26 protein-coding genes and 1 pseudogene are annotated in these 26,237 nt (G+C 57.3%); 18 read left to right on the top strand and 9 right to left on the bottom strand.

Annotated elements, in window-relative coordinates:
* Positions 1-12: 12 nt before the first annotated feature.
* Complete coding sequence (locus CO666_RS22235) at positions 13-3,051, top strand: trifunctional glycosyltransferase/class I SAM-dependent methyltransferase/polysaccharide deacetylase (RefSeq protein WP_097614355.1); 3,039 nt, start codon at positions 13-15, stop codon at positions 3,049-3,051.
* On the opposite strand, the gene CO666_RS22230 is transcribed toward CO666_RS22235, so the two are convergent.
* Together CO666_RS22230 and CO666_RS34610 are read right to left on the bottom strand one after the other, a co-directional pair.
* On the bottom strand, positions 3,040-4,089 hold the full coding sequence (locus CO666_RS22230; RefSeq protein ID WP_097614395.1) for a glycosyltransferase family 2 protein: 1,050 nt from the start codon (positions 4,087-4,089) through the stop codon (positions 3,040-3,042). The two genes, CO666_RS22235 and CO666_RS22230, sit on opposite strands and share 12 nt — an antisense overlap.
* A gap of 123 nt (positions 4,090-4,212) precedes the next feature.
* Positions 4,213-4,346 (bottom strand): annotated as a pseudogene (locus tag CO666_RS34610) (recombinase family protein); the annotation flags it as partial.
* A gap of 1,242 nt (positions 4,347-5,588) precedes the next feature.
* On the opposite strand from CO666_RS34610, the gene CO666_RS22220 reads away from it, so the two are divergent.
* From CO666_RS22220 to CO666_RS22205, 4 genes are all read left to right on the top strand, one after another.
* Entirely contained in the window at positions 5,589-5,795 is a 207-nt protein-coding gene (locus CO666_RS22220) for a hypothetical protein (protein ID WP_085738057.1), read from the top strand.
* A 361-nt stretch (positions 5,796-6,156) separates the two neighbouring features.
* Positions 6,157-6,405: a hypothetical protein gene (locus CO666_RS22215; protein WP_179869743.1), complete on the top strand. Its 249-nt coding sequence runs from the start codon at positions 6,157-6,159 to the stop codon at positions 6,403-6,405.
* A 203-nt stretch (positions 6,406-6,608) separates the two neighbouring features.
* The gene (locus CO666_RS22210; protein WP_097614353.1) at positions 6,609-8,402 is read left to right on the top strand and encodes a methyl-accepting chemotaxis protein; all 1,794 of its coding nucleotides are present in this window, start codon (positions 6,609-6,611) and stop codon (positions 8,400-8,402) included.
* Positions 8,402-8,881, top strand: a complete 480-nt coding sequence (locus CO666_RS22205) for a chemotaxis protein CheW (protein WP_097614352.1) — start codon at positions 8,402-8,404, stop codon at positions 8,879-8,881. Before CO666_RS22210 ends, CO666_RS22205 begins: the two co-directional genes overlap by 1 nt.
* A 270-nt stretch (positions 8,882-9,151) precedes the next feature.
* Here CO666_RS22205 and CO666_RS22200 read toward each other — a convergent pair whose 3' ends face one another.
* From CO666_RS22200 to CO666_RS22180, 6 genes are all read right to left on the bottom strand, one after another.
* The gene (locus CO666_RS22200) at positions 9,152-9,400 is read right to left on the bottom strand and encodes a hypothetical protein (RefSeq protein WP_097614351.1); all 249 of its coding nucleotides are present in this window, start codon (positions 9,398-9,400) and stop codon (positions 9,152-9,154) included.
* A 100-nt stretch (positions 9,401-9,500) separates the two neighbouring features.
* Complete coding sequence (locus CO666_RS22195; protein ID WP_097614350.1) at positions 9,501-10,208, bottom strand: TfuA-like protein; 708 nt, start codon at positions 10,206-10,208, stop codon at positions 9,501-9,503.
* Positions 10,205-11,398: a YcaO-like family protein gene (locus tag CO666_RS22190; protein ID WP_097614349.1), complete on the bottom strand. Its 1,194-nt coding sequence runs from the start codon at positions 11,396-11,398 to the stop codon at positions 10,205-10,207. The genes CO666_RS22195 and CO666_RS22190 overlap by 4 nt, the downstream gene beginning before the upstream one ends.
* A 137-nt stretch (positions 11,399-11,535) precedes the next feature.
* Positions 11,536-11,703 carry a hypothetical protein gene (locus CO666_RS34235; protein WP_179869742.1) on the bottom strand — a complete coding sequence of 56 codons (168 nt, stop codon included), beginning with the start codon at positions 11,701-11,703 and terminating at the stop codon, positions 11,536-11,538.
* Positions 11,700-12,125, bottom strand: a complete 426-nt coding sequence (locus tag CO666_RS22185; RefSeq protein ID WP_097614348.1) for a helix-turn-helix domain-containing protein — start codon at positions 12,123-12,125, stop codon at positions 11,700-11,702. Before CO666_RS22185 ends, CO666_RS34235 begins: the two co-directional genes overlap by 4 nt.
* 220 nt (positions 12,126-12,345) lie before the next feature.
* Positions 12,346-12,978, bottom strand: a complete 633-nt coding sequence (locus tag CO666_RS22180; RefSeq protein ID WP_097614347.1) for a class I SAM-dependent methyltransferase — start codon at positions 12,976-12,978, stop codon at positions 12,346-12,348.
* A 331-nt stretch (positions 12,979-13,309) separates the two neighbouring features.
* On the opposite strand from CO666_RS22180, the gene CO666_RS22175 reads away from it, so the two are divergent.
* Complete coding sequence (locus tag CO666_RS22175; protein ID WP_097614346.1) at positions 13,310-14,215, top strand: DUF6030 family protein; 906 nt, start codon at positions 13,310-13,312, stop codon at positions 14,213-14,215.
* Between the two features lie 117 nt (positions 14,216-14,332).
* Here CO666_RS22175 and CO666_RS22170 read toward each other — a convergent pair whose 3' ends face one another.
* Positions 14,333-14,707, bottom strand: coding sequence for a hypothetical protein (locus CO666_RS22170; RefSeq protein ID WP_245436836.1), 375 nt, complete (start codon positions 14,705-14,707; stop codon positions 14,333-14,335).
* 205 nt (positions 14,708-14,912) lie between these two features.
* Here CO666_RS22170 and CO666_RS22165 point away from each other — a divergent pair, with 205 nt between their 5' ends.
* The 12 genes from CO666_RS22165 (at position 14,913) to CO666_RS22110 (ending at position 26,235) form a co-directional block, all read left to right on the top strand.
* Positions 14,913-15,986, top strand: a complete 1,074-nt coding sequence (locus CO666_RS22165) for an endo-1,4-beta-xylanase (protein WP_097614344.1) — start codon at positions 14,913-14,915, stop codon at positions 15,984-15,986.
* Positions 15,987-16,020: 34 nt separating this feature from the next.
* Complete coding sequence (locus tag CO666_RS22160) at positions 16,021-17,172, top strand: glycosyltransferase (RefSeq protein ID WP_097614343.1); 1,152 nt, start codon at positions 16,021-16,023, stop codon at positions 17,170-17,172.
* Positions 17,172-17,678: an acyltransferase gene (locus tag CO666_RS22155; RefSeq protein ID WP_097614342.1), complete on the top strand. Its 507-nt coding sequence runs from the start codon at positions 17,172-17,174 to the stop codon at positions 17,676-17,678. Before CO666_RS22160 ends, CO666_RS22155 begins: the two co-directional genes overlap by 1 nt.
* Complete coding sequence (gene pssM / locus CO666_RS22150) at positions 17,675-18,577, top strand: exopolysaccharide glucosyl ketal-pyruvate-transferase (RefSeq protein WP_097614341.1); 903 nt, start codon at positions 17,675-17,677, stop codon at positions 18,575-18,577. The genes CO666_RS22155 and pssM overlap by 4 nt, the downstream gene beginning before the upstream one ends.
* Positions 18,578-18,727: 150 nt before the next feature.
* The gene (locus CO666_RS22145; protein ID WP_097614340.1) at positions 18,728-20,230 is read left to right on the top strand and encodes a lipopolysaccharide biosynthesis protein; all 1,503 of its coding nucleotides are present in this window, start codon (positions 18,728-18,730) and stop codon (positions 20,228-20,230) included.
* Between the two features lie 30 nt (positions 20,231-20,260).
* Positions 20,261-21,280, top strand: a complete 1,020-nt coding sequence (locus tag CO666_RS22140; protein WP_097614339.1) for a polysaccharide pyruvyl transferase family protein — start codon at positions 20,261-20,263, stop codon at positions 21,278-21,280.
* 12 nt (positions 21,281-21,292) lie between these two features.
* A complete protein-coding gene (locus CO666_RS22135) occupies positions 21,293-22,114 on the top strand; it encodes a galactosyl transferase (protein ID WP_097614338.1) in 822 nt (273 codons plus the stop codon).
* Positions 22,115-22,195: 81 nt separating this feature from the next.
* Positions 22,196-23,140 (top strand): glycosyltransferase family 2 protein, encoded by a 945-nt coding sequence (locus CO666_RS22130; RefSeq protein WP_097614337.1) that lies wholly within the window; start codon positions 22,196-22,198, stop codon positions 23,138-23,140.
* 96 nt (positions 23,141-23,236) lie between these two features.
* Entirely contained in the window at positions 23,237-24,121 is an 885-nt protein-coding gene (locus CO666_RS22125; protein ID WP_097614336.1) for a glycosyltransferase family 2 protein, read from the top strand.
* On the top strand, positions 24,118-25,098 hold the full coding sequence (locus tag CO666_RS22120; protein ID WP_097614335.1) for a glycosyltransferase family 2 protein: 981 nt from the start codon (positions 24,118-24,120) through the stop codon (positions 25,096-25,098). Before CO666_RS22125 ends, CO666_RS22120 begins: the two co-directional genes overlap by 4 nt.
* Positions 25,099-25,303: 205 nt before the next feature.
* On the top strand, positions 25,304-25,762 hold the full coding sequence (locus CO666_RS22115) for a glycosyltransferase family protein (RefSeq protein WP_085738073.1): 459 nt from the start codon (positions 25,304-25,306) through the stop codon (positions 25,760-25,762).
* The gene (locus CO666_RS22110) at positions 25,759-26,235 is read left to right on the top strand and encodes a glycosyltransferase (RefSeq protein WP_097614334.1); all 477 of its coding nucleotides are present in this window, start codon (positions 25,759-25,761) and stop codon (positions 26,233-26,235) included. Before CO666_RS22115 ends, CO666_RS22110 begins: the two co-directional genes overlap by 4 nt.
* Positions 26,236-26,237 lie beyond the last annotated feature (2 nt).

Raw genomic sequence — 26,237 nt, 5'->3', positions numbered from 1 at the left:
GAAGCAATAATTATGCCGATGGTTTCCATCATTACACCGGCGCATGGAGCGGAAACAACACTTTCCTCGACGTTGGAGAGTCTGATAGCGCAAACTCATGCTGACTGGGAATGCATCATCATCGATGATGGTTCAACCGATCGGACCGCTGAAATCGCGGACCGTTTCGCGGCTCGGGATAGGCGCTTCCATGTACTGCGGCAGGAGCAGAGCGGCGTGTCAGCTGCTCGCAATGCGGGGCTGGCACAGGCGAAAGGCGACTGGGTCGTCTTTCTCGACTCAGACGACGCGCTGGCACCGGCCCATCTCGAAATCATGCTGCATCACACACGAACTTTGCCGCAGGCCGACATTCTGCATTGCGGTTGGCGCCGCCTGAAAGATGGTGCTCCCTGGTGGCAGCCTCACCCCGCCGTGAAAATGGACAATCCGTTTGCCGAAACAGCGCGCTATTGCCCCTTCGCGATCCACGCCGCCTTGCTTCGCCGGTCCCGGCTTGCGGAAATCGGCGGCTTCGATCCAGAAATGACAATGTGCGAGGACTGGGACCTGTGGCAGCGCCTCGCTCGGGCTGGCGCCGAGTTTGCGCCGGTCGAAGGCCCGATGGCTGACGTTAGCGTAACGGCCGGCTCGCTGTCGTCGGACAGGATCAAGCATCTCGATTTTGGTCTTAAGGTGATCCGGCGCGGCCACCATTCCGATCCGCGCATCGCCTATCCGGTGCCGGCGCTCGCCCAGGGAATAACACAAGCCGCATTGGGAACAGCGTGCTGGTATCTCGCGACCTGGCTCGTCGGCGCCACAATAGGTCAGGGGGACGATCCTGGCGAACTGCTTGACCGGGTAGCAGAGCCACTTCCGCCTGACGCCGATGCCTACGCGCTCAGCGCAATATTGCTAGACGGGATTGTGGTCGGCGCCTTCCCGGACGAGCCGATTTGGCCCGGACTCTGGTCGAAGATCCAGGGCAAGCTTCCGGAGCTTGAGGCTTGGTTTAATCGGCATGGTCCCCAAGAAGCTTTTGGTTCCCTGTTGGTTCGTTCACTGGAGCGAAAGATCGCTGACCAACTGCCGACCAACGTGCCCGCCACGATCGGAACAAGAAGGATACAGCCAATCGATTTGGATCGACCGATCGTCGACCTGATCTTGCCCGGCATTGAGCGGTTGCGCTGTTGCATCTGGCAAGGTCCGACGCTGCTGGGGCAGCTGGAGTTTGTTGTCTTCGGCGCAATCGAAGCGGATGCTATACGAAATCGACTTAGGCTGGCGTTCAGCCCGGAGTTCGACGATCTGACGCACGCAACTGCGGCAGAAGATGGCTCCGTCAATCCTGATCAGGATGATGAGCGCGCCGCCTCCGCCAGCATAGTAGCGCCAAGCCACCGGGGGGGAGCTCAACGGGCGCTGAAGCTCATGGCCAAAATATCATATTGGGCCGAAGCCAAGGCAGTAGCGGGTTGGTGGAGCAAGAAGGAGCCGACACCAGCACCTGTCGACTCGATATCGGCCCTCGCGCATGCCGGGCGCGTCGAATTCGATCGAATCGTTGAAGAGGAAAGCCAGCGGGCAGCTGCAGCCTCGGCGCAGATGTTAAAGGAGACGCCGTCGAAAAAAACCGGCCCGGTGGACGATGAGGTGCCGAAGTACGATACGGAGGCGTATTGGGAGGAGCTGTTTTCCCAGGTCGATCCTTGGGACTACCGAAATAACTACGAGACTGTGAAATATCTTCAAACACTCTCGTTGTTGGACGATCGGCGCTTTTCAAGCGGCCTTGAGCTGGCCTGCGCGGAGGGAACCTTTACACGGATGTTGGCCTCCCGCGTCGACAACCTGCTGGCGACCGACATTTCGGCGTCGGCAGTCGCTCGAGCGGCCTCGCTTCAGGACCATGATGGCGCGGTAGACTATCGGCAGTTGGATCTTTTGCGCGACGAGCTGGGAGGGCCTTACGATCTCATCGTCTGCAGTGAAGTTCTGTACTATTTCGAGAACAGAGAAAAACTCCGGCAGATAGTCGATAAGATTGCAGGCAGCCTTCGCACTGGCGGTTGGTTCGTGACCGCCCACGCCAACCTTCTGATTGATAGGCCGAATGAGACGGGATTTGGGTGGCCGCATGAATTCGGTGCGGTCGGCATAGGTGAGATGTTTGACCAGCATCCGGATTTAACTCTCTCGGTTGAAGCCAAGAGTCCACTCTATCGAATCCAAAGGTTCGAGAAGGTGGAGCACGGGGGCTTCGTTGAGCCGACACGCGTGGAAGTAAACACGGCGCAGCCTTTGCCTCTTCAGGTCGCCAGCCAGGTACGCTGGAGAGGGGGGCAAGTTGTGGAAGCAGCGGCCGACTGGAACGATGTCCCGATCCTGATGTATCATCAAGTTTCGGACGACGGGGCGGAACAGCTTGCTCGATACCGCCAGTCTCCGGAGGCTTTCGAAGCTCAACTGGCCTTCCTGCGCGACGCCGGATGGCGCGGGATGACTTTGGATCGGCTGCTTGCTTGTTTCGATGAAGGGGCCAAACCGCCCGAAAAGACATTAGTTCTGACCTTCGACGACGCTACACGCGATTTCATGACCCATGCCCTCCCACTGCTACATCGATACGGCTTCCCATCCTCCCTCTTTGTCCCAACAGGTAGGGTCGGCGGCTCTGCAATATGGGATTCGGCCTATGGATCGCCAGCTCCACTGCTAACGTGGGAGGAACTTGCTGCAGTCGCGAAAAGCGACGTGACGCTGGGCGCCCACGGTGTCCGACACGTGCGTTTATCTGCCCTGGCACCGGACAACCTGTTGCGAGAGCTTGCCGGCTCCAAAGCTATGCTTGAAAAATGCCTGGGTCGAGACGTGCTGGCGGTCGCATATCCGTACGGCGACTTCGACCCCGCTATCCGGGACTTGGCCGAACAGTGTGGTTACCGGATCGGGTTAAGCTGCGTCGGTGGCACGGTGCGGGCGGATGCAGATAAGCTCGCATTGAAAAGACAGGAGGTTTTTCGCGGGATCACCCCGTCAGAGTTCGCAAATCTGCTATTCGGCTGAAACAAGCATCGGGGCTTCCACCTTCCAACCCGCATCGTACTTTGTTCCCAGAGCAAAACGATGGTTGGGATTTGGAGAGAAATAAGGTTCCTGCTTCCGCCATGATCGGATCTTTTTTTTGAGGCTCGTCATCGCCTTTGATCTCGCCTCGACCGCCAGCATCCTGGCGGCAATTGACTTGTCATGTCGCGACATGGTTGCCACAAGTCCGATGAGCGCGCGGTATCGGCCTTGTTCAACCGCCCTTTGGGCGAGCCACCGGCCACAGCTGCGCAGACCGGCCCGGATTGCAGAACTCCTGTCCGGGTGTCTCTTTAGCATTTCATCCGCGACCAGAATCCAGGACCGAAGCATTCGCGTCAGATTGGCTGACATGTTGTCGGGGGTTTGGCGGTAGCCGACAAGATGATCCGGCACCACCGCAAAATGCGAGAATTCAGCGGCCAAGCAGTAGAACAGGAGATCTTCACATCCCTGCGCGCCGCGCTGTTGAAGTGAGGAGTCAAATCCTCCCGTCGCCTCGAGGATATTCCGCCGTACGAGTGGCGAACTTCCATTTCCAATGAAGTTATTGGCAAGCACCTCGTCGAGCACATCTCCCTCGATGGAAATTTCATTGCTTCGGTAAATGACGTAATTCTTGTGGTCGATCATCGCATACCAAGTGTAGACCAGCCCGACTTGAGGACCACCTGCCTCCAATGCCGCCAATTGTCGCTCAATTTTATCCGGTGACCAAAGGTCATCGGCATCCAGGAATGCCACCAAGTCGGCAGACGTAGAGCGCCAACCCGCATTTCGAGCAGCAGCGACGCCGGAATTTCTTTGCTTCAATACTCGCACGCGCGGATCTATTTTAGCGACTGCTTGCGCAACAGCCAGGGTATGGTCCTTAGAACCGTCGTCGACCACAACGATATCGAGCGCCTGATGTGTTTGATTGCGAACGCTGCTGATTGTTTCAGTCAGAGTTTGTTCCGCGTTATAGGCGGGGATTACAACAGCAACAGTTACGTCACTTCTTGCGGATTTCTTCAAGCTCTCAACTCCGAAATCTACACCATCGCAAATAAGGTACACCAAGATGCAGGTTTGAGTGTCAATAAATGGAGCAGCGGCAGACGAAATGAGCGCCTCCTCCAGATCGCCGCGCTATAAGATCAAGCCCGCCCCAAAATCGCAGTGCGCGATATAGCCGATCAGAACGCTCAGGCGCAGTTCCCCCGCCGCGCTTTGGTGCGGGCCGCGTCAAGCATGCGCGTTCGCAAGCTGCCAAGCTCAAACTCGCTAATGCTCTGGTTCTCAATGTTTTTTGGACATGGATCACCTGCTGAGAGAACACTGTAAATCCTCAATATTTTTCAAGACGAAATGCACATATTCAATAGAAAATCAATCAGAAAAATACAATTAAGTCACGATAAGAAATAACCACCCAATAATGATCTGTGACAATCATATTTTTTACTGTAACCATACCTGGGCACTGTGCAAGCATTCCTACCGGAGGACCCGCCACCCACCCCGGCGGGTCCTCAACCTGCTTATGGCAGATTGCCGAAATGCAATCGCTTTTATCGCTGCGTCGGCACAGGCAGATCCCGTTGCGGAAGGCGCTATTGTCTTGTCGGGATCGGCTTTGATGAGAAAAGCCGATATCATTGGCAAGTGAGGTTGCAGCGCCGATTCTTCCCGCTCGACATCTCGACGCCATTTCCGCTGATCCATAAAAACATTCGGATCAGCAATGAAATTGCGAAAGCCAAGCAATCTCCATGAAATCGATATTACCATTCGAGAGAACTCGTCGGCATCGATACAATCATTCGAAAGAAATACATATTTCTATTAATATCCATAGGAATTCCAGCCATGTTATAATTGAAACTTAAATACAACTTTTATCTGAATTTCACAAATTTACCTTTTGATAAATTTTTAAGCAATATACATGAAATGCCGATTGCAGTTTATTCTGAACTGGCGCTCGAGAGAACACCGGACTTACCTTCGGGGCGGAAGAAGAAAAACTATTCAGAGCTATTTCCGCCTTGGCTTCTCAGCCACGTCGCCTTGCTAATGAGGCCTTTTAACCGACAGCCCAGCGATCCTCGGTTGTTGATGCATCAAGAAGCCGGCATGCAATTCGATAGCGCGATAGCGGCCGCGAAAATGCCCTAGCCGTAATATACTGATAGACCTTCACATTTCCCTGTTCCCCACGACCTCGGCCACCCATGCCGCCGGTCGCATCCCGCCTGCCGTTTCAACTCGGCATCCGGTCTTGCCTCGTCCGCCTGAAAGCCTGAGGCGCCGGCATGCGCCGCTTTCTTTCGCAAGCCTTCCGATACGAAACAACTTATATGCGCGGCCAGCTGGCACGGTTCTATATCAACAGGCCTGAAGGCCCGCCCCAAGGTTTCCAGCTGTGTCGAAATGGTCGCACTCCCTCAGCGAATTAACCGTTCATAAAGCATTTGCTTGCTCAACTTATAATTTGTGTCATGGTCACTGTAAGTAGTGAGGGAGCTGAGCTGATGAGTGATCTAGCATCGCAGATTCCGGAATTTGGTTATGATGAACGCGTAATGATCTGCCGGAAGCAGATCGAGAAGGCGGTCTATCAATTCATTGCAAATACGAAGGTCGAGGGATGCGATCCGGCGGAAGTCGCAATGGCCATCGCAGACATTGCCGACGATTACATTTTACTGCTGGCGCAGAAGCGCAATCTAACCCATTGAGGTCAATGATCGGCCATCGAGCGGCCGATCGACCGGGAAACATTTGAAACGCAAAATCGCCGCCGCCTCCCTGCCCGGAGACAACGCCGCGGGATCGTTTACCGGTCGCAAGTTTCAGTATAGTCTCAACTCTCCGGCAGCATGCAGTCCCCCGGACCTTGTCCAGGGTCCGACTGTAAACTGTCTCGTATACGCACAGCGCATTCGATATCCATAATGCGCTTTTTAACTGCACGCGATTAAGACATTTACCCCTTGTAAACCAGAGAACTCCAAATTTGGGGTGAAGCGCTTTCCCATGCAGATCAAGAATTTGGTTGGATGGACGGCGTTTCAGAAATCTCGAATACAGGTAGTTTCCATGAGCAATATCATCACTTTTCCCTTCAACCAGGCTCCCGACGCTTCTGGCTTTGCCGGCGAAGACGCGAGTTCAGTGCAAAAGATGACGGATGTCCGCGTGGAAATTGAACACGTTTTCAGGCGACTGACGACCATTCTGGATGAACTGACGAATCCCGATCATTTTGCCCCTCAGCGTCGGGAGGCTGCAATCTCTCCCTCTCCCCACCGGACGGTATCGCCTCGCCTGAAATCTATGGGTGGTTGAATCCACCCGTTCATTCTCTCGGAACTATCCTATCCCAGTTTTGGAATTCCCGTGCATCGTCAATAGACAACAACACTGCCCTGGCCCGCATCGATGAGCCGGCTTTCTCGCTGCCGCTTGCCGCGGATGCCGAATGCAGATGCGCGAGGGCGATCATTACAAAAGCAAAGCGGCTTTCAGGTGCCGCACCAGGAGGAAACAGTATGAAAGCAATCGCGTTTGGCTTTGGTTCAGATGCCAAAGCAGTCTTGGCTGCGATGAACAAATCGCAAGCCATTATCGAATTCGACATGACAGGTAAGATACTGACCGCAAACAGCAATTTTTGTAGAGCCTTGGGCTACCAAGCATCGGAGATCATCGGTCAGCATCACCGGCTGTTCGTCGATCCCACGGAAGCCTCCTCCAATGCCTATCGCGAATTTTGGGCGAGGCTCAACAGTGGTGACTTCGACCAGCGCCAGTACAAGCGCATCGGCAAAGGCGGCAAGGAGGTCTGGATCGAAGCCTCCTACAATCCCATCTTCCGAGGTGGGAAGCCCTATAAGGTCGTCAAATTCGCAACGGACATCACGGCGCAGAAGCTGAAAGGCGCTGAGGATGCCGGCAAACTCGACGCCCTATCACGCGCTCAGGCCGTTATTGAGTTCACACCGAATGGAGAGGTCCTTACGGCGAACCAGAATTTTCTCTCGGCGCTTGGCTATCAGCTTTCGGAAATCCAGGGGCGCCACCATTCGATGTTCTGCGACAGCGTCTACACGAGCACCGACGACTATCGCCGCTTCTGGCAGCGTCTGTCCGAGGGCGAGTTCATCGCCGAAGAATTCCTGCGCATCGGCAAGGGCGGAAAGAAAGTCTATATCCAGGCCTCTTACAACCCCATCTTCGATATGAACGGCAAGGTCTTTAAAGTCGTCAAATTCGCAACCGATGTGACCGCCCGGGTGACCAATGTCGATCAGCTTGCAACCGCCCTCACGCAACTGTCGAATGGCGACCTCACGCAGAACCTAAACACTTCCTTCATTCCCACGCTGGAAAAGCTCCGCACCGACTTCAACAGTGCAGTGGAAAAGCTGCGCACTGCAATGCAGACGGTGGCAGAGAACACCCGCGCAATCGCCGCCGGCTCGCAGCAGATCCGTTCGGCCTCCGACGACCTGTCGAAGCGAACGGAGCAGCAAGCAGCTTCGGTGGAAGAAACGGCCGCCGCCCTCGAAGAGATCACCACGACGGTAGCCGACTCGAGCCGCCGCGCCGAAGAGGCAGGCCAGCTCGTCCGCAAGACGCGCGACAATGCCGAGCATTCGGGCTCGGTCGTGCGTAGCGCCATCGATGCCATGGGCAAGATTGAGAAGTCATCCTCCGAGATTTCCAGCATCATCGGCGTTATCGACGAGATCGCCTTCCAGACCAATCTGCTGGCGCTGAATGCAGGAGTCGAAGCTGCGCGCGCGGGTGATGCCGGAAAGGGCTTCGCGGTCGTCGCCCAGGAAGTGCGCGAGCTTGCACAACGCTCTGCCAAAGCCGCCAAGGAGATCAAAGAGTTGATCACCGATTCGAACACTCACGTTAAGAGCGGCGTGGCGCTGGTTGGCGAAACGGGTACGGCGCTCAATACGATCGTATCGCAAGTCCAGGAGGTCAACGGCAACGTTGAAGCGATCGTCGAAGCCGCCAGGGAGCAGGCAACCGGGATCAAGGAGATCAACCAGGCCGTCAACACCATGGATCAGGGTACGCAGCAGAACGCCGCCATGGTCGAGGAGTCCACGGCCGCTGCTCACAATCTTGCGAAAGAAGCTGAGGCGCTGTTTGAACTGCTCGGTCAGTTCAATATCGGAAGCAGCCTGGGGTTACGGCAAGCGCGGCTTGCTCCCGCAACTGTCACCTCGAAGCCGGTCGCGTCCCCGGCGCGGGCAATGGCAAACAAAGTGGCGGCTGCATTCCACGGCAATGCCGCAGTCGCAAGCGACGGCTGGGAGTCATTCTGATGGCCTTGCCAAGCTCAGCGATCAGCGTCGGAAGCGATACCCTCGAAATCATCGCCTTTGGCCTCCATGGACAGGAGTTCTGCGTCACGACCACCACCATCCGCGAAATTCGCGGATGGTCCCCGTCCACCCCGGTTCCTCATGCGCCCTCCGAGATTTTGGGAGTCATCAACCTGCGCGGATCGGTCATTCCAATCATTGACCTCGCCCTCAAACTCGGCATGGCGGCAACTGCGCCCAATGAACACAGCGCCATTGTGGTCGCCGACGTTCACGGAATGGTGCTCGGTCTGTTAGTCGATCAGGTGTCGGACATTCTCAGCGTTCGCGGCGACCAGATCCAGCCCATACCTGAAATCGCCACGTCCTTCGACCACGGTTTTTCCGATGGCGTTATCACCCATGAGAGCGGCATGATCTGCTTCCTCAATCTCTCACGGATGTTCCCGCCGAGCGAGATGCACAATTTTGCTGCATGAAGATCGGCGAGGTTCCGGGTTGCGCGCTAGAGATAGGTATCAGCCGTTTCCGGCTGATATTCGGATACGACTGCGATTTCGTCGCTCGTCAGCCCCTTGCCTGAAAGGTCAGGCAACGCGATTCACCTTCCGAGAGCGTGCGTAGCAGTTCCGAGAGAGTGAAATGCGTCGGATAAGGCCGCGCAAAGCTGTGCGTGGCCCTACAATGCGACTTGCGTAAAATACGGATTTAAAGCGCCGGCAGAGAGACCTGAAAGATTGCAACGCGCTTCAGTGTCTCCTGACGCTCACTTGCGGCACCGGAGAACTCAATTCGCCCAGCTCCCTGGTCAAACTCTCCCCCACCTGCTGGGTCACGGCCTCGAGCGCCAGATCGAGGCAATTCGTCGCGACCTCCAGTTTGACATCTTGAGCGACATGCCGCGCATAGGCGATCATGCGCGCCAGTGCGATGAGTTCGTCCCGACCGTCTTCCGCCCCGCAGTCTGAATCTATCTTGGCAATCAATGTCACGCCCATACCCATTTCTCCCTCAATGGAAGGAATGATACGCGCGTAGACGTGATCGAGCCCGTGAAAAAAGCGTGACACAACTCCCGGTGACATTGCCGTCATCGATTCAAAGCGTAGGTCGCGCCCGGAACGAGGTTTCATGCAGTTTCCAGGGCAGGTCGGCGCTCGAGCGGATGTCGCGGGCTTCCTGCACGGCTTTCAGCAATTCCAGCGCATCAAGGCGTTTTTGATCGACGGAATGCGAGACAAGTGCCGCCAGCAGCTGCGGACGAGCCGGCTCTTCTACCCCTGCGCATTGCTCGACGATCGCCCGCCATGTCCTCTTCTTGAAGAACATCGCGTTTGCCGCATCTTCAAGCGCCTGGCGCAACCCCTTTGCCAGCAGCCCGCGATCCTCCATCGCATCGAGCGTGGCGTTGACATTGACGAGTGGTATCGTCAACGGCTTGCTGCCGAGTGCCGTCGGCGCATGCATGAGTGCGACGGCAGCATCGTCGACCAGCCGGCCGGTGCGATAGTCCTCGAAAATGCGGCCGATTCCGACCATCCCGAACGGGTGGCATTCCGCAGCCCGCAGGGCGCCCATGCTGGCTGCCCCGAAAACAGCGACACCAAGCGAGAGAGCATGGAGAATTTCCTTATGCCAGACGGGCGCGGCATATTCGAAACCACCGTCGATCAAGCCGATGACATTGGCGCCCTGCTCCAGCTGAGCCAGGACATCGCCTTGCATGGCGGGCGGCAGGACACGGATCGCCCCGCCGGCAAGCAGCGCCGCATCGGGAAGGCTGGGACCTGCGAAGATGACCTTCAAAACCCCATCCCCTTGGCCAGCGCCCTTGCTCCAAATCGCCGGGCGCGCTCTCCTTCCGGATTTTCGAGCTCGGGGATGATGACTTTGACGACGCTGAAGGGAAGCGTGTCCTCGCTGAGGCGCACCGCGATGACCGAAGCGATCCCTTTGTCGCGCAGGGCGTCAAGCACATGTTGCAGCAGCTGCGCCAGATCCTGATGCCGATATGCTGCCGCGCCGCCCCGGCAAAGGTCGGCGGCAGGCGGTGCGGCAACCGCATCGAAGGCCCGGCGCATCAGCGGCGGCAGGGATCGTAAGAAAGTTGCGGGCGAAATATCGTCCCTGGCGCCGCTGATATAGGTTAGCCGGGATTGCACGGCTTCCGTCACCGCCCGAATGGCCGCACGCACGGGAACCGGATGCGCCCCGCTGCCGCCGGTCACCTCGACGAGGCGAATATCCTTCTCACCGTGAAGTTCCCTGGCGCTGGGAACAGCCTCCCCCGGCCCCAGCATGGCGGTGAAACAGGGAATACCGATGTCGCTGGTGATATCGAACAGCCTGAGCGCCAACCCCGATCTTTCGATCTTGTCGATCAACCCGGTGAGGGCGCTGTCCTCGAAGCCGCGGGGATCGACACAGCCGGTATAAAGATCGGCTTGCCGGCCCACCTGCCACAACACATGGGCATCACGCTCGATCCGCTCCAGAACGCCATGAAAAATCGCCTCCTCGACACTGTTTCCAGAAGCCAGGCCATCCGACGACATCCAGTATCGCGCGTCACGCGTCCGGTCGAGCAACACCGCTTCAAAGGGAATGTGGATCTCGTCACCGCTGAGGATATTGACGCCGGCAACCCATTCGGTTTCCTCATCCGGCCCGAGATCGAGTTTATGGACGGCGGTGAGACAGCTCAACCTGTCGACCGCGTAGCCCATCGTCTGCAGCCCGGACGAGGAATCGTGGACGCGTTTGACGGAGGGCTCGCCGGCAACCGCCCGTTCGAGGGCTTCCATGACAGTGGAGATCTTGGCGTCCAGATCGGTCAGGCCCTTTCCCTGGGCGATCACGATCGACCGCGAATTCGGAGCATAAGCACACCAGACAGGGATTCCGATGTCGTCCAGTCCGGTATGTCGCGCCACCCTGGTAATGCCGAACCGCGCCAGAAAGGGTTCGACGCGGGAAAGAGTTTCCCCCGGCGACATGATCCTGTCGGAATATGGAGCGTGGTGGGTCAGATGACGGCCCTCGCCAAGGAATGCCCCTATTGTTCAAGAGCCGGCCTTCAATAGGCCTTCCGTTTAAAGTCTTTATACAATATTCCGGCCGGGACCGGTGGCGATCACTGCCCGGCGTCAAACATCGGGCCGGCGTCAAACATCGGGCCGGCATCGAACATCGGGTTTGCCGCTTTCGGCATGTTGCCGACAGAGCGTTTCCGCCGCCCGCCCTTCGTCTCGATCAACCGCAGATCGTCGAATGTTTGCGGATGAAGAAAATCCGTCCTCATGCGCCGATAACCGGATCCTGCAACTCACCATCGATCTCCGACAATCCCGTGACCGCCAGACTTTTGGCCAAGGCTACCAGTTTTTGCCTGATATTCGGATCCTCGATGGCGATAAATGCCTTGTTGAGCGCCAGCCCCTCCTTCGAGGACAAAAACTTGTTCAATTCGCTGGTCTCGCCTTCGATCGGTCCGGAACCGCCGTTCTCGAAGAAAAAACCGATGGGCACGCGCAGAATCTCGGATATCTTCTGCAGACGGCTGGCGCCTATTCGGTTCGTTCCTTTTTCATATTTCTGGATCTGCTGGAAGGTAATGCCCAGAAGTTCGGCCAGACCGTGCTGGGTCATCCCGAGCGTCTTTCGCCGAACTCTCACACGGTTGCCGACATAGACGTCGATCGAATTCGGGGATTTAGCCTTCATGTGAACAAGTCTCCCACTTTATCAGCATGCTCAGCCGTATAATGGAGAGTTTAAGCAAGAATGCAACTAAAAGTAAATATTTCGTAAGGAATTTTTTCAGCGTTACGCGGAGTAAAAGACAACCTGTGGATTATTTCCTTGGATGCCCCCGAAGGGATGCGCACCACCTTCCCTCGCCCGGCGGAACTCTGCCGAAACCCGCGCCGCTCCTACGCAGTCTCTAAAGAGGCTTTCGAGCGACGGCGATCATCGACTTGGCCAAAACCGGGATCCGCCCGACATATTCAAAACGCAGATTGCCGAAGCCGGCTTCGAGCAACAGGGTGCTCAGTGTGCTCTTCGACCAGAACTTGATATGTCCATGATCCTTCAACGGCATGAAGTGATCATCCATTTTTCCCATCGCAGCCAGCACAAGGTTCTTCAGATAACCGTGATAGGGCGTCGACATCACGGCGACGCCGCCCGGCTTGACGAGATCGTACATCGTCGAGGTGAATGCCCTGGGATCGTAGACATGCTCGATCACTTCAAGGCTGATGACAACGTTGAATGTCCCGTACTCCCGGGAAAGATCGTCATAGGCCGAGCCGACGTTCAGCGGCAGTTCGGGATAACTGATATTGGCCTTGGCGATACCATCGCTGGAAGGATCGACACCGACGACGTAATAACCCCTGGCCGCAAGAGCGGCGGCTGCTCCGCCGGTGCCACATCCCAAATCAAAGACGTCGCGTTCCGCAAAACCGTCGAAATGACTCTCCAGCACATCGAGCACTGCAGGCAGGATGTAGGAATGCGCGGTTGTCGGTTTGGCGTGAACATAGGTCGTTGCATCAAGCTCGACGGACATTTCCCCTCTCCCTCGGCGATTGCGCGGCAAACCTATCAAAAAATACGTCGAAAATTTGGTTGGATGCACCGAATTGCAATGACGCTAGAAATATAAATCTTTGATTTTATTATAAATAAATAAAACCGACACACGAAAAACCATGCAGCGCGAGCAATTTCCGATGGAGGTGGCATGCAGCGCCTCCGGCGAAATCTATCGTCCCCGTCCGGATTGCAGGCACAAAGGTGCCCAATTGCCGACATGAAGCCAAAGATATTTAACGGATAGATGTATACTGCTGGATTCAGACAGCCCGATCGAAACCCTTCTCGCACCGGAGAAGACAAGCTTGCCCGAGAATTCATCGTCCGCAAATGCCAAACAGCCGGTGGGAAAACCGAAGATTCCCGTGGTCTTCTGGTTGCTGCTGACGATCTCCCTCTCGCTGATCATGGGGACGGTGCTTCTTTCCAACGATATGAAACACTTGAAGACGGTCGGCCATTATTTTGGCTTCGATCTCTTTCCCCCTGAAGTCAAGCCGCCGCCGCCCAAAGCCCCTCCCCGCCCGACGCCTCCGGCCGCCTTCACGCTTCCTGTGCACATTATCGAGCCACCGATGGCACAGACCGCGTCGACTTTTCTCAGGACATGGCGGATATCCGGGCCGGCAATGTGTGCGGCGCTGCGCGCTGCCGGCATTCAAACCAGCGATTGGGCGCCGGCGAGCTTTAACGCCGATACGTTCGAATGCTTTTTCGAGCATAGCGGCAAGCGGGAGAAGGATCAGCTTCCGAACTCCGTCTTCGTCATCGTTCGCGGCGACGCCGCCGGCACGATCAACAATATGCGGGTGAAAATCATCAACCCCGAGACGGATCAGAATGGCCAACTCGATCCAGCTATTCTGCGAATTTTCGAAACCATGCTGCGGCAACCGCAATGGCTCGATTTTCACGAGACGCTGAATGCGATTAAAAATCTCAGGGACGTCAAGGAAGACGGCTTCGGAGCCAGCATCAGCTTCACCCATGAGGTGCTCAACGCCGGCCGCTATAATTTCACGCTGTCGCTGGATGCGGCCTCGGGACCGCAGAAAAGAACGAGAAATTATTTCGCCAGCAGAATATGGCTACCATCGCCGGACCCGACGGCCGAGACCGGCATCCCGCAGCCGGAATCTATGCAGCCGAAATCAATATCGACGCCCGCCGATGCCGAGGCCCCAGCAGAACACCCGCAATCTCGGCATTGATGCCTGTCGCCGGTCGTGCGCAGCAGCTCCGGGACAACGGGGAGCTAAAGCGGGCTGCATGAAGCAAGTCGATGCGACGCGCTCTCGGTTTCCGGCCGCGCGACATGCGCCGGCTTATCACGCCATAGAACTTGCATCGTCGTGATGTCTCGCCAAAATCTTGTAAAGCTCTTGCAGGCTGTCCGCGCTCGGCCGTTCGGTGCTGTCTCCGCCCGCCAGGCGCCAGACACGTTCGACATTGAGATCCTGCGTGGCCTGCGCAAGATCGTCGTTCAGCGACCGGATGACGATCTCCGATCGGCGCAACCGCCAGGACGTTCTGACGAGCGCGGCAGTCAGGAGGACAATGATGGCGATGACGCCGAGAACGAGGGCTGCGAACTGCCAATCAGCGAGAAAAGCCAGGTCGTTTCGAACCGCCGCCATAAAAAAAACGGCATTTTGCAGTGCAATATGAAAACAGCTTATCAGGTAGCCAGTCCACTCTTCCATCCCGGGCGCCCTCCAAAAACGATTCATATCTTGGAGCAGGCCGGCAAGTCTAGCAGAGACTGACAATATCCCCCATGGCGAAACTATATTCGAGGTTGCATTACTCTGCCGAATTGAACGCGTACTCCGCGATCGACCGTTTGACGAGCCCGGTCCTTTAAAATTCCGCCGCAGACATGAAAAAAGCCAACAGTTGAGAGATAGAATGAAGAGAAGACGTTTCCTCGCCTCGGTTCCGCTCGCCCTGTTGTATGTCCGCGCAGGCCAGGCCCTGGCACAGATGCCTCCGGAAAAAGGGCTGCGCGCGCTTGCCGACAGCAAGGCGTTCCGATTCGGATCGGCAATCGATCTGCAGAACATCAACGATCCGATCGCTTCCGAAATCTACATCGGCAACGTCAATTCGATAACGCCGCGAAACGAGCTGAAATGGACTGCGACGGAAAAGAGGCCGGGTGTTTTCAGCTTCGCAAGCGCCGACCGGATGGTTGCATTTGCACGAAAAAACAACATGAAGGTTTATGGCCATACGTTGATCTGGTATCGCGTCCCGGAGTGGGTGTCTGATATCACCGACGCGAAGACCATTCAGGCGACGATGAACCGTCATATAAAACAGGTTGTCACTCGCTATAAGAACTCGATCGACGCTTGGGATGTGGTGAACGAGCCGTTGGAATATGATGCGCCGGATCTGCGGGATTGTGTTTTCCGCCGCCTTCTTGGCGACGATTATATCCGTATGAGTTTCGACATGGCACATCAGGCCAATCCCGGTGCGACGCTGGTGCTCAACGAAACGCATCTGGAGAAAAAATCCGACGTGTTCGAACAGAAGCGGGGGCGCATCCTGAAAATCGTCGGGGATCTCGTCGCCCGGAAAACGCCGATCAACGCGGTGGGGCTGCAGGCGCATTTCCGTCCCGGTCTCGACCGGATCGACCCGGAAGGAATGGGGCGGTTCTGCGCGGCCCTGAAGGATATGGGGGTCGGCATCTTCATCACCGAACTGGATGCGTCCTGCCACTTCCTGAACCGCGACAAAGGCTTTTCGCCGGCGTCATACGCCGATATTTTCGGTGATGTGATCGCTGTGGCCGCCGAGCGTGGCGACTTGAAAGGCGTGACGGTATGGGGCATGTCGGAAAGATACGGCGAGCCCGATGAGAAGGGCGCCGATCGGGATGCGGCGTGCACGAAGCGCGTTAATCTTTACGACGCAAACAATACGCCGAGAAGTGCGGTTGATGGCATCCGACGGGCAATAGAGGCGATGTGATGCGCAAGACGACAACGGAGATGTCCACAGATTCATGAGAAAAGCCGTTATTTACGTGGAAAAATTTTTGCCTGCCAGCCAGGCCTTTGTTCTGAACCAGGCGGTGGCATTTCGTTCGTTCGAAGCTGAAATTCTTGCCGGCTCACGAATTTCTTCTGCCCATACCAAAAAGTCCACCGTTCCGGTTCATGACATCCGTCGGTCTCCCGTTGCGCGGGCCGGCGAACTGCTTCTGAAAATCCCGCAGATCGGCCTGCCCTCCCTCTTTCCGGCGATCGGCAATGCCGATCTCGTTCACGCCCATTTCGGCAAAAACGGTTATGTCATCGGGCCCTTGGCACGCGCCGCCGGCAAACCGCTGGTCACGACCTTCCACGGTTTCGACGCTACCTATGGCGGCGACCCGAAAAAGCCCGGCGGCTTCAATCAGGTGCGCTTCTTCGCCAAAGGCCGCAGCGAGATGGCCGGCTGGAACAGCTGGAACATCGCCGTTTCCGACTTCATCCGCGACCGGCTGCTGGCGCTCGGCTTTCGCGCCGACCGGGTCTTTCGCCATCATATCGGCATCGATCTCGATCTCTTCAAAATGGAGCCCCGGCCCCGAAAAAAAGGATTGGTGGTTTCAATTGCCCGATTCGTCGACTACAAGGGCCATCGATTCATGATCGACGCGCTGTCCCGCGTGGCGGCTGCGGGCACTCCGGTCGAATTTGTCATGGTCGGCCAGGGTCCGTTGAAAGAGGAAATCGAGGCACTGGCGCGTCGTTCCTTGCCAAGCGTCACGATCCATGAAAATCTGTCGCAGACTGAGATAAGGGATCTGCTAGCCAGTGCTGAGCTTTATCTCCATGGAAGCGTGACCCTCGACAATGGTCACGCGGAAGCTTTCGGCCTCGCCAATCTGGAGGCGGAAGCCGTCGGGACTCCGGTCGTCGCATTTCGCTCGGGAGGCGTGGGCGAGGCGATCGAAGAGGGGAAAACTGGTTATCTCGTGGAGGAGCGGGATGTCGCAGGAATGGCGGAAGCGGTCGGAAGACTGCTCAACGACCAGGCTCTGTGGACAGCCTTCAGCGCGCGGGCACCGCTTCTGGTGGCCGAGCGCTTCGACTTACGTCGTCAGACGGGGATGCTCGAGGACTATTACAGTTCCGTGCTAGACGAATTTTCCAGCCGGGGTCGGACTTGATGGTGCAGACAGGAAAAAAGCCGAAGTGGGGACTGAACGTATTTCGGCCGCTGCGGAACGGAATTGTGACCGCCAAATGGCTCTATTATACGAAGTTCTGGGGAATGGACATCGATCCGACCGCCAGCTTTTCGCTGAGCGTGCGGTTCGACAAGACCAACCCGAGAGGCGTGCATATCGGTGCGGAAACCTATGTCGCCTTTGAGGCGGCGATCCTCACGCACGACCTCACGCGCGGGCTCTACCTTCATACGAGAATCGGCAAACGCTGCTTCATCGGCGCCCGCAGCATCATTCTGCCCGGTGTCGAGATCGGTGACGAATGCGTCATCGGCTCGGGCTCGGTGGTGACCAAGAGCGTTCCGCCGCGTTCGCTCGTGGCCGGCAATCCGGCAAAGATCATCCGCAGCGACATCAAGATCATTTCACGTTACGGACGCATGGCCCGCGAGGACGAAACGGTCACGCCGATCGTGACGCACTTGCCGACTGGAGAAGCACGATGAAGATGTTTGCCTATCGTGGGAAACACGAGAATTTTGGCGACGAACTGAACCATTGGCTCTGGGAGCGCCTGCTGCCCGGCTTCTTCGACGATGACGAAGGCCAGCTTTTCCTCGGCATCGGTTCGATTCTCTACGACAATTTCGACCCGAACATGCAGAAGATCGTCTTCGGCTCGGGTTATGGCGGCTACACCAACCCGCCGAAGGTCGACGGCAACTGGACCTTCTATTTCGTGCGCGGAAAGAAGACCGCCGAGGTCCTCGGCATCGATCCGAACTACGCCATCGGCGATTCCGGCATCCTGACGCGCAGTTGCTGGGATGCGTCGAAAATCGAGAAGCGCTACCCCGTCTCCTTCATGCCGCACTATGAAAGCGCCATGTACGGCAGCTGGGACAAGGTCTGCGAGCTCGCCGGCATCCACTATATTGATCCGCGCTGGTCGGTGGAAAAGGTTCTGACCGAAATCAGCACATCACATAAAGTCGTCTCCGAGGCGATGCATGGCTGCATCATATCGGACGCGTTGCGCGTGCCGTGGCGGGCGATCCGGCCGATCGCGCCGGGCAACCGCGCCAAGTGGTACGATTGGGCGAGTGCGCTCGATCTGGAAATCGATTTCGATCCGATCGGCCCGTCGAACCTGGTCGAGGTCGGAGCGTCGCTGGTGCGGAAAAACACCACCCTGTTGAAGAACATCACGTTCCGTCACCGCCGGATCCGCCAACTCACGGGCAACTATGTCTTGGGATCGACGGTCAAGACGTTGCAGCGGGTGGCAGAAAAGCCGGGCCAGCTCAGCACCGATGAGGCTATCGCAAGAGCGCACGAGAAAATGCTGGTCGAGCTCGATCGGCTGAAGCAAGATTTTTCCAAGAAAACGGCAAGCGCCCTTTAAGGTCGCAATCGGTTTCGTGACGAGGCAACAAAGCATGATGCTTTCCAACTCCATCAATCCCCTCTGCGCCCGCCCGGGGCAGAGGCATTTTGGATCGGTATGCGGCCCGCTTAAATGGTCGATGTCCCAGACCTCAGGAGCGGTTCGCCCATGAGCAGCGTCACCGACCGACTGATCCAGGGCAGCATGTGGCTGAGCCTGTCGCGCGCCATCGTCAACGGGCTTTCGGCACTCAGCACCTTTGTGCTCGCCTGGTATCTCGTACCGGCGGATTTCGGTCTCGTCGCCATTGCGACGACGATCCAGGTCATCTTGAGTTCAGTCACCGAACTCTCGCTCAATCAGGCGCTCATCCGCCACGAATCTCCCAGCGAAACCCACTTCAGCGCGGTCTGGACATTGAGCGTGACAAGAAGCGCCATTTTGGCGCTGCTATTTGCCGCCGCGTCTTATCCGATCGCCGAATTTTACAACGAGCCGCGGCTGACCAGCGTCATGCTCGCTCTGAGTTTCAGCCTGCTCCTGAGTGGTCTCGCCAATCCACGCCGCGTCATGCTCCAGCGCGATCTGATCTTCTGGCAGGAGTTCGTGCTCAACGTCTCGCAAAAGCTGGTCGGTTTTGTCGTGACGGTAGCAATTGCCGCCATCTATCAGAGTTATTGGGCGCTCGTGATCGGCACGCTCGCCTATCAGGTGACCAATATCATCGTATCCTACACCGTCTTGCCATTCTGGCCGCGCATAACCTTCCGCCATGCCCGGGAATTGTTTTCCTTCTCGGTGTGGCTGACGGCCGGACAGATCGTCAACACGCTGAACTGGCGGATCGAGTATCTGCTGATCGGCAAGATGCTGGGCGCCACGCAGCTTGGCCACTATACCGTCGGCAACACCCTGTCGACGCTGCCGACGCGCGAGGCGACGGCGCCATTGAACCAGACGATTTATCCGGGCTTTTCAAAAGTCCGCAACGATCCGGTCCGGCTTGTCGCAGCCTATCAGCGCGCGCAGGCGCTGCTGGCGGCGGTCGCACTTCCGGCCGGCATCGGCATGGCGGTGGTTGCCGATCCGATGATGCGGCTTGCCCTGGGAGAAAAGTGGGTTCCGGCTATCTTCATCGTCCAGGCGCTGGCATCGGTGTTTGCCTTGCAGACCCTCGGTTCGCTTGTCCAGCCGCTGGGCATGGCAAAGGGCCATACAAAGCTGCTGTTCATCCGCGATACGCAGATGCTGGTGGTTCGTGTTCCCATCATCATCGCCGGCCTGATGATGGCCGGGCTGCCGGGCGTCGTCTATGCCCGCGTATTGACGGGCCTGATTTCCACCGCGGTCAATATGCTTCTCGTCAAGCGTTTGATCAATCTGCCATTCTTCCAGCAACTCGCAGCCAATTTCCGCGCGCTTGCCAGCGTCGCCTTGATGGCCGCCGGCGTCTGGGGATTGTCGCATCTTATCAGCATGCCCACCGATAAGCTGCACTTGGCCGTTTATCTCGCCTTCCTCGTCATCACGGGCGGCATCATCTATCTCGGATCGAGCCTTGTCCTTTGGCTCGCGATGAAGAAGCCAGATGGCCCGGAAACCGAAGTTCAGCGTATCTTTGTCAAGTTCCTGTCAAAAGCCAAACGTATTGCCGTACCCAAGTCGGCCTGAAGCGAAACGAACATCAACAAGAGAGGCAGAATGACCAGCCAATCCAGATCTGAGCTGATCGCAAAACTCAACGGCATGATCCATGATTGCCTGAAAGACTATGTCTCGCGCGAGGAACCGCTCGCCATTCTGGACTTTCCGGACATCCGCAACTGCGGCGACTCGGCGATCTGGCTGGGTGAGATGGCCTATCTCAAGGATCGCTTCGGCAAGCGCCCGGACTATGTTTCCAGGCTGTACGACTTCTCCGCCGACGAACTGAAACGGCGGGTTCCCACCGGCCCGATCTTCATCCACGGCGGCGGCAATTTCGGCGATATCTGGGTAGCCCACCAGGATTTCCGCGAAATGATCATGGAGCGTTTCCCGGATCGGCAGATCATCCAGTTCCCGCAGTCGATCCACTACAGTTCGCCGGAGCGCATCGAGCAGTCCAAACGGGCAATCGGGCGTCACAAGAATTTCGTTCTGCTCGTGCGCGACGAAGAATCGAAGGAATTTTCCGAGAAGCACTTCGACTGCACCGTGCGGCTATGCCCCGATATGGCTTTCGCTATCGGCCCGCTTGCGGAAAGGGCGACGCAGATTCCCGTCCTCGCCATGTTGCGTGAAGATGCGGAACGGGTTGGCGGCACCGATCGCAATATTCCTTCCGACATCCCGGTGGAGGACTGGATCACCGAGTCGAAACGGAAGGTGAATATCGCCAAGAAGCTGGGCGTCGCTTCGGCCTATCTTGCCTTTAAGCCGAGCGAAATTGCCTTGCGCAGGCTGGATGCCGCAGCCCACAACCGCTTCGAACGCGGCATCAGCCAGATTTCGCGGGCCCGCGCCATCGTCACCGATCGCCTGCACGTCCATATCTGCTCGCTGCTGCTCGGCCGTCCGCATGCCGTGCTTGATAATAGCTATGGAAAGATCCGCCGTTTCATGAATGCTTTCTCCGGCGGAACGGATCTTTCGTACAAGGCAACCTCGCTCGAAGACGGGATCGAGTGGGCGCGTCACCAGGCGCTCAATGGTAAAGAAGCCGTGGGCTTGCGGGCTTAAGGGGGTTATTCGATGCCACTCGTTACCTTCATCATCCCGGTCCGACATCAGGACAATGCCCGCGATTGGAGCAGGCTGAAGGCAAATCTCACCCAGACCGTGGCCTCCATTTCCAACCAGACCAATGGCGACTGGCGCGGAATCATCGTGGCCAACGAAGGGGCCGATCTGCCTGATCTGCCGGAAAAGTTTTCCGCCGTGCGCGTGACTTTTCCGCCGAACGACCTGCATGAACTCGGCAAGGGCAGCAAGGAAGACTTCCTTGACGCCTTCCGCGCCGACAAGGGCCGGCGTGTTCTGAGCGGCATGTTGACCGCCGCCGACAGCCGCTTTTTCATGATTGTCGACGACGATGACTTCGTCAGTTCCCGGATCGTGCAACACGCATCCGAAAATCGAGACGCCAACGGCTGGACGATCGACCACGGCTACATCTGGGACGATGGCGGCAATTTCCTCTTCGGCCATGATGACTTCAGCCATCTCTGCGGCACATCCTTGATCATCCGTGCCGATCTCTACGATCTGCCGAACCGATTTGAGGATGCCTCGCTCGACTGGATCAAGTCGATGCTGGGCAGCCATGTCCGTATCGCGAAGATTCTGGCACAACGCGGGGCGCCGCTTGCAAAACTCCCCTTTCGCGGGGCAGTCTATCGGGTCGCCCATGGCGGATCGCACAGTCAGGCACCGAGCCTGCTGCGGCAGTATTTCCTGAACCGCGGCGTGCTCACCAAACCGCGGCGCTGGTTAGGCAACCTTCGTAAGCTGAGAGTGCTCGGCGAAACGCATCGGCGCGAATTCTTCGGCAAGACGCGGTCGAATCCAGCGTAAAAACCGTTTGCTCGAACATCGCACAGGCAGTCAAAATATGAGGCTTTTCTCTTTCGACTTCACCAAGAGGGTTGGTCACTGATGTCGGATCTATTCGTCAGCGTGCTCTTTGCATCTTATAATGGCGCCAGCCGACGGATGCGCCATATGTTGGATTCCTTGGTGCGCCAGGAACTTCCCCATGATCGATGGGAACTGATTGCTGTCGACAACAACAGCAATGACGGCACGTTCGATCTTTTGAAGTCCTACAGCGACAAGCTTCCGATCACCATCCTGCAGCAGCGCACGCCGGGAAAGTCCGGTGCGTTGAACATCGGCTTGGATCGGGTAAAGGGAGATCTCGTTGTCCTGACCGACGACGACATTCGCGCCGAACCGAATTGGCTGACGGCAATCGTCGACTGCGCCGCTGCCCATCCCAGCTATGGCGTCTTCGGCGGCAGAATCGTCCCCGATTGGGAAAAGGAGCCGAAGGATCGCTTTATCGACTGGATTCCTATGGGGTCGACATTTGCGATCGTTGACGAGACACAAAGCGGACCGTGCGACCCGACAAAGGTTTGGGGGCCGAACACGATCGTTCGGCGTGAGTTGCTGGGGGCGAGCGTCCGCTATCGGGAAGACATCGGCCCTCTTCCGGGACCGATGTTCGCAATGGGCGAGGATGCTGAAATCATCATCCGCCTGGCAGCCAGCGGCGCCAAATCCTATCGATGCGCCGAGGCCGTGGTTCACCACTGGATCCCGGCATCAAGCGTCACCGAGCACTGGGTCCAGAAGCGCGGCGAACGGCTTGGTTATGGCATGCCGGCACTGTTCCCCGACGAAGTGCCTGGAGGGGTAAGGCTAAGCGGAGTTCCGCTTCCGACCTGGATCGAAAGCGCGCAATGGGCATTGCGGGCGGCCGGCCTTTACCTCCTGCCGCAATCGAAGAAGCGTTTCTGGGCAATCTGGAAATATTACTACATGCGTGGCTATCGCGCCGGAATTCGCCGATACGCGCCCCAGACGCTGGGGCGATGATCGATTGGCCTACTGCAGCACTTATGCAGCCATTCAAAATGTTACAGCGTCCTGTGCGCGTCTGAAAAGCCGCGCGGCGCTGTAGGAGGCGGGAATTTGAAACTTTCGGTGCTCATCAACAATTTCAATTATGGGCAATATTTGCGCCCATGCATCGACAGTGTTCTGTCGCAGGCCTATCCCGACTTTGAAGTGATCGTGGTCGACGACGGCTCGACGGATGATTCCAGGCAGATTCTCGCCTCCTATGGCGAGAAGATCCTGCCGGTGTTGAAGGAAAACGGCGGCCAGGCCTCGAGCTTCAATGCGGGTTTTGCGGCCGCGAGCGGTGATATCCTCTTTCTCCTCGATGCCGATGATGCGTTTCTCCCCGGTAAACTCGCTGGGATCGCCGAGATCTACGATCGCAACGAGATCGACTGGTGTTTCGATCGGGTGACGACCGATGAAGGCGACCAGCCTCCGGCGCAACTGCAGGTGACGCTCTTCGACAAGCGAGATACGCTTCGCAACGGCGGCTTTCCCTCGCTTCCGGTTCCGACATCGGGCCTGAGTTTCCGCCGCAGCCTGCTGTCGCAGATCCTGCCGATGTCGGTGGCGACAGACGTCGTCCTTAGCGACAACTATATCAAGTTCGCCGCAGCCTATCTCGGCCGCGGCGCCATCGTCGAAACTCCGCTGACCTTCCAGCGCATTCATGCGTCGAACCGCTATACCGGCACGAGCAGGGCAAAGACATTGCGCCCACGCATCATGATTGCGACGGGACTGGAGCTGGCGCGCCGTTATGATGGGCTGCAGGCGCTCGGCAAAAGCCTGGTGGCCGGCGGCATTGCCGAAACGACCTCGCTGCTGAAGCTGCGGAGCGAAGCGCGCAATACGGTCGCCGGCGGTCCGTTCGGCGATGCTGCCGCAACCGAAGTGGCCCTCATGGCCGCGCGCAAGCGTTTGGGAAATATGCTGCGGAGAGGACAGGCATGAACCAGCAAGAAACTCTTCCGCATTCATCCGCCGATACTGCAGCGGCCACCGCGCCGTTGAAGATCGCCGTCGGCGTGCTGACCTATCGGCGTCTGGACGGCATCGCCAAGCTGCTCGACGTCATGACCCGCCAGATCAGGCACCCCGCCCGCCCCTACCATCTCACCATGGTGATCGTCGACAATGATGCGGCCGGCAGCGCCAAGGCAACGGTGGAGGGTTTTGGCCAGACGGGCGCCTACGATCTGATCTACGTCGTCGAACAGAACCAGGGCATACCTTTTGCGCGCAACCGCGCGCTGGATTCGGCACCTCCCGGCACCGATCTCTTCTGCTTTCTCGACGACGACGAATGGCCGGTCGACGGCTGGCTGGATGCAATGCTTGAGACCCGCGCGAAAAACCGCGCCGATTGTGTCTACGGCCCCGTTCAGCCGGTCTATCCCGAAAACCCGCCGGAATATTTCATCAAGGCCAGGGTATTCGAGCGCAAGAAGAACATGGATGGCCAGCGTATCGGTTATGCGGCTTCGAACAATGTCATGTTCGACTATCCCCTGATCCGCTCATGGAACCTTCGTTTCGAGGAAAAGATGCGCTTCACCGGCGGCACGGACTATCTTTTCTTCAATCAGGCCGTCCGCCGCGGCATGCAGATTTTCTGGGCTGACAAGGCGCTTGTCTATGACATCGTTCCTGCGAACCGGATGACCTGGAAATGGGTGTTGCAAAGACAGTACCGACTCGGCAATACCTTCGCGGTCAGCGAGGTTCTGCATGGCAATCTCAAGCGCCGGATTTATCGCGCCGCTTATGGCGCCACGCGAGTCCTGCTTGGACTGGCCATGCTGCCGGCGATCTTGATTTCACCCTACTGGGGCATGCGTGCCCTCACCCATGTTCTGCGCGGCGCCGGCATGGTCAATGGCATTCTCGGACATGCATACCAGGAATACAGACCGAATGCCGCTCTTTGAGACTGTTTGGAGCCTATTCAGATGAGCTTTGGCGCCTATCTTCCCACCGAACACATCCTGCGTGATTGGCCGTCCATGAACTTCAAGGCTTCAACCAATCCGGCCAAAAATGGTACAGTTCCACGGAACTATCTTGACACGACCGCTGTTCGAACGGAACCGTTCTACGCCCCTGTCATCGGTCAAATATAGGAGATGCCTGTCTATGGCTGAGAAGAAATTAAAGGTTCTCGCTGCCTCGTCAGGAGGCGGCCATTGGGAGCAGCTGATGGCCATGCGCGGCGCATTCGAGGGCTGCGATATCGTCTTTGCAACGACCATTCCGGGTCTGCTTGCCAAATATGACATTCGCGACGGTCTGGTGCTTCCCGATTGCAGCCGCGACTCCATTACCATGTCGATCCGCTGCTTTTTCAGCGCCTTCTCCATCGTCATCAGACACAGGCCTGATGTCATCATCTCCACCGGCGCGGCGCCCGGACTTTTTTGCCTGCTTGCCGGCAAATTGACGGGCAAGCGGACGATCTGGATCGACAGTGTCGCCAATGTCGAGAAGCTGTCCCTGTCGGGAAAATTGGCTGGCCGTATCGCGACGCTCTGGCTGACGCAATGGCAACATTTGTCACGGCCGGATGGTCCCCACTACGCAGGAGCTGTGCTTTGATCCTTGTCACCGTCGGAACGCAGCTGCCGTTCGATCGCCTCGTCAAGGCTGTCGACACTTTTGCAAAGGATCTGTCCAAGCCGGTTCTGGCGCAGATCGGCAAGGGCACCTACACGCCCCAGAACATGAAATGGATCAAGAATATCGAGCCCGCTGACTTCGATAGGGTCTTTTTCGATGCAAGCGTTATCGTTTCTCATGCGGGAATAGGCACCGTGCTGACCGCGAAACGTTTTGGAAAACCGATCATTCTCGTTCCCCGGCAGGCGTCTCTTGGAGAACATCGAAACGATCATCAGCTTGCCACGGTAGGCCAGCTCGCCGGCCGGCCCGGCATCTATGTCGCCCATACCGACGAGGATCTCAAAAACTATCTTCTGGACGATCTGGACAGTCCCTCTCACGAGGACCCGTCTGAGGTTGGGCGGACTTCGCTGGTCAAATACCTCAAAGGCTACCTCGCGGCGGTCTGAAC

It is taken from the genome of Rhizobium chutanense, assembly GCF_002531935.1.
Classification (GTDB): domain Bacteria; phylum Pseudomonadota; class Alphaproteobacteria; order Rhizobiales; family Rhizobiaceae; genus Rhizobium; species Rhizobium chutanense.
Note: the sequence above shows the minus strand (reverse complement) of the source record. Positions and strands in the feature narration are given on the sequence as shown.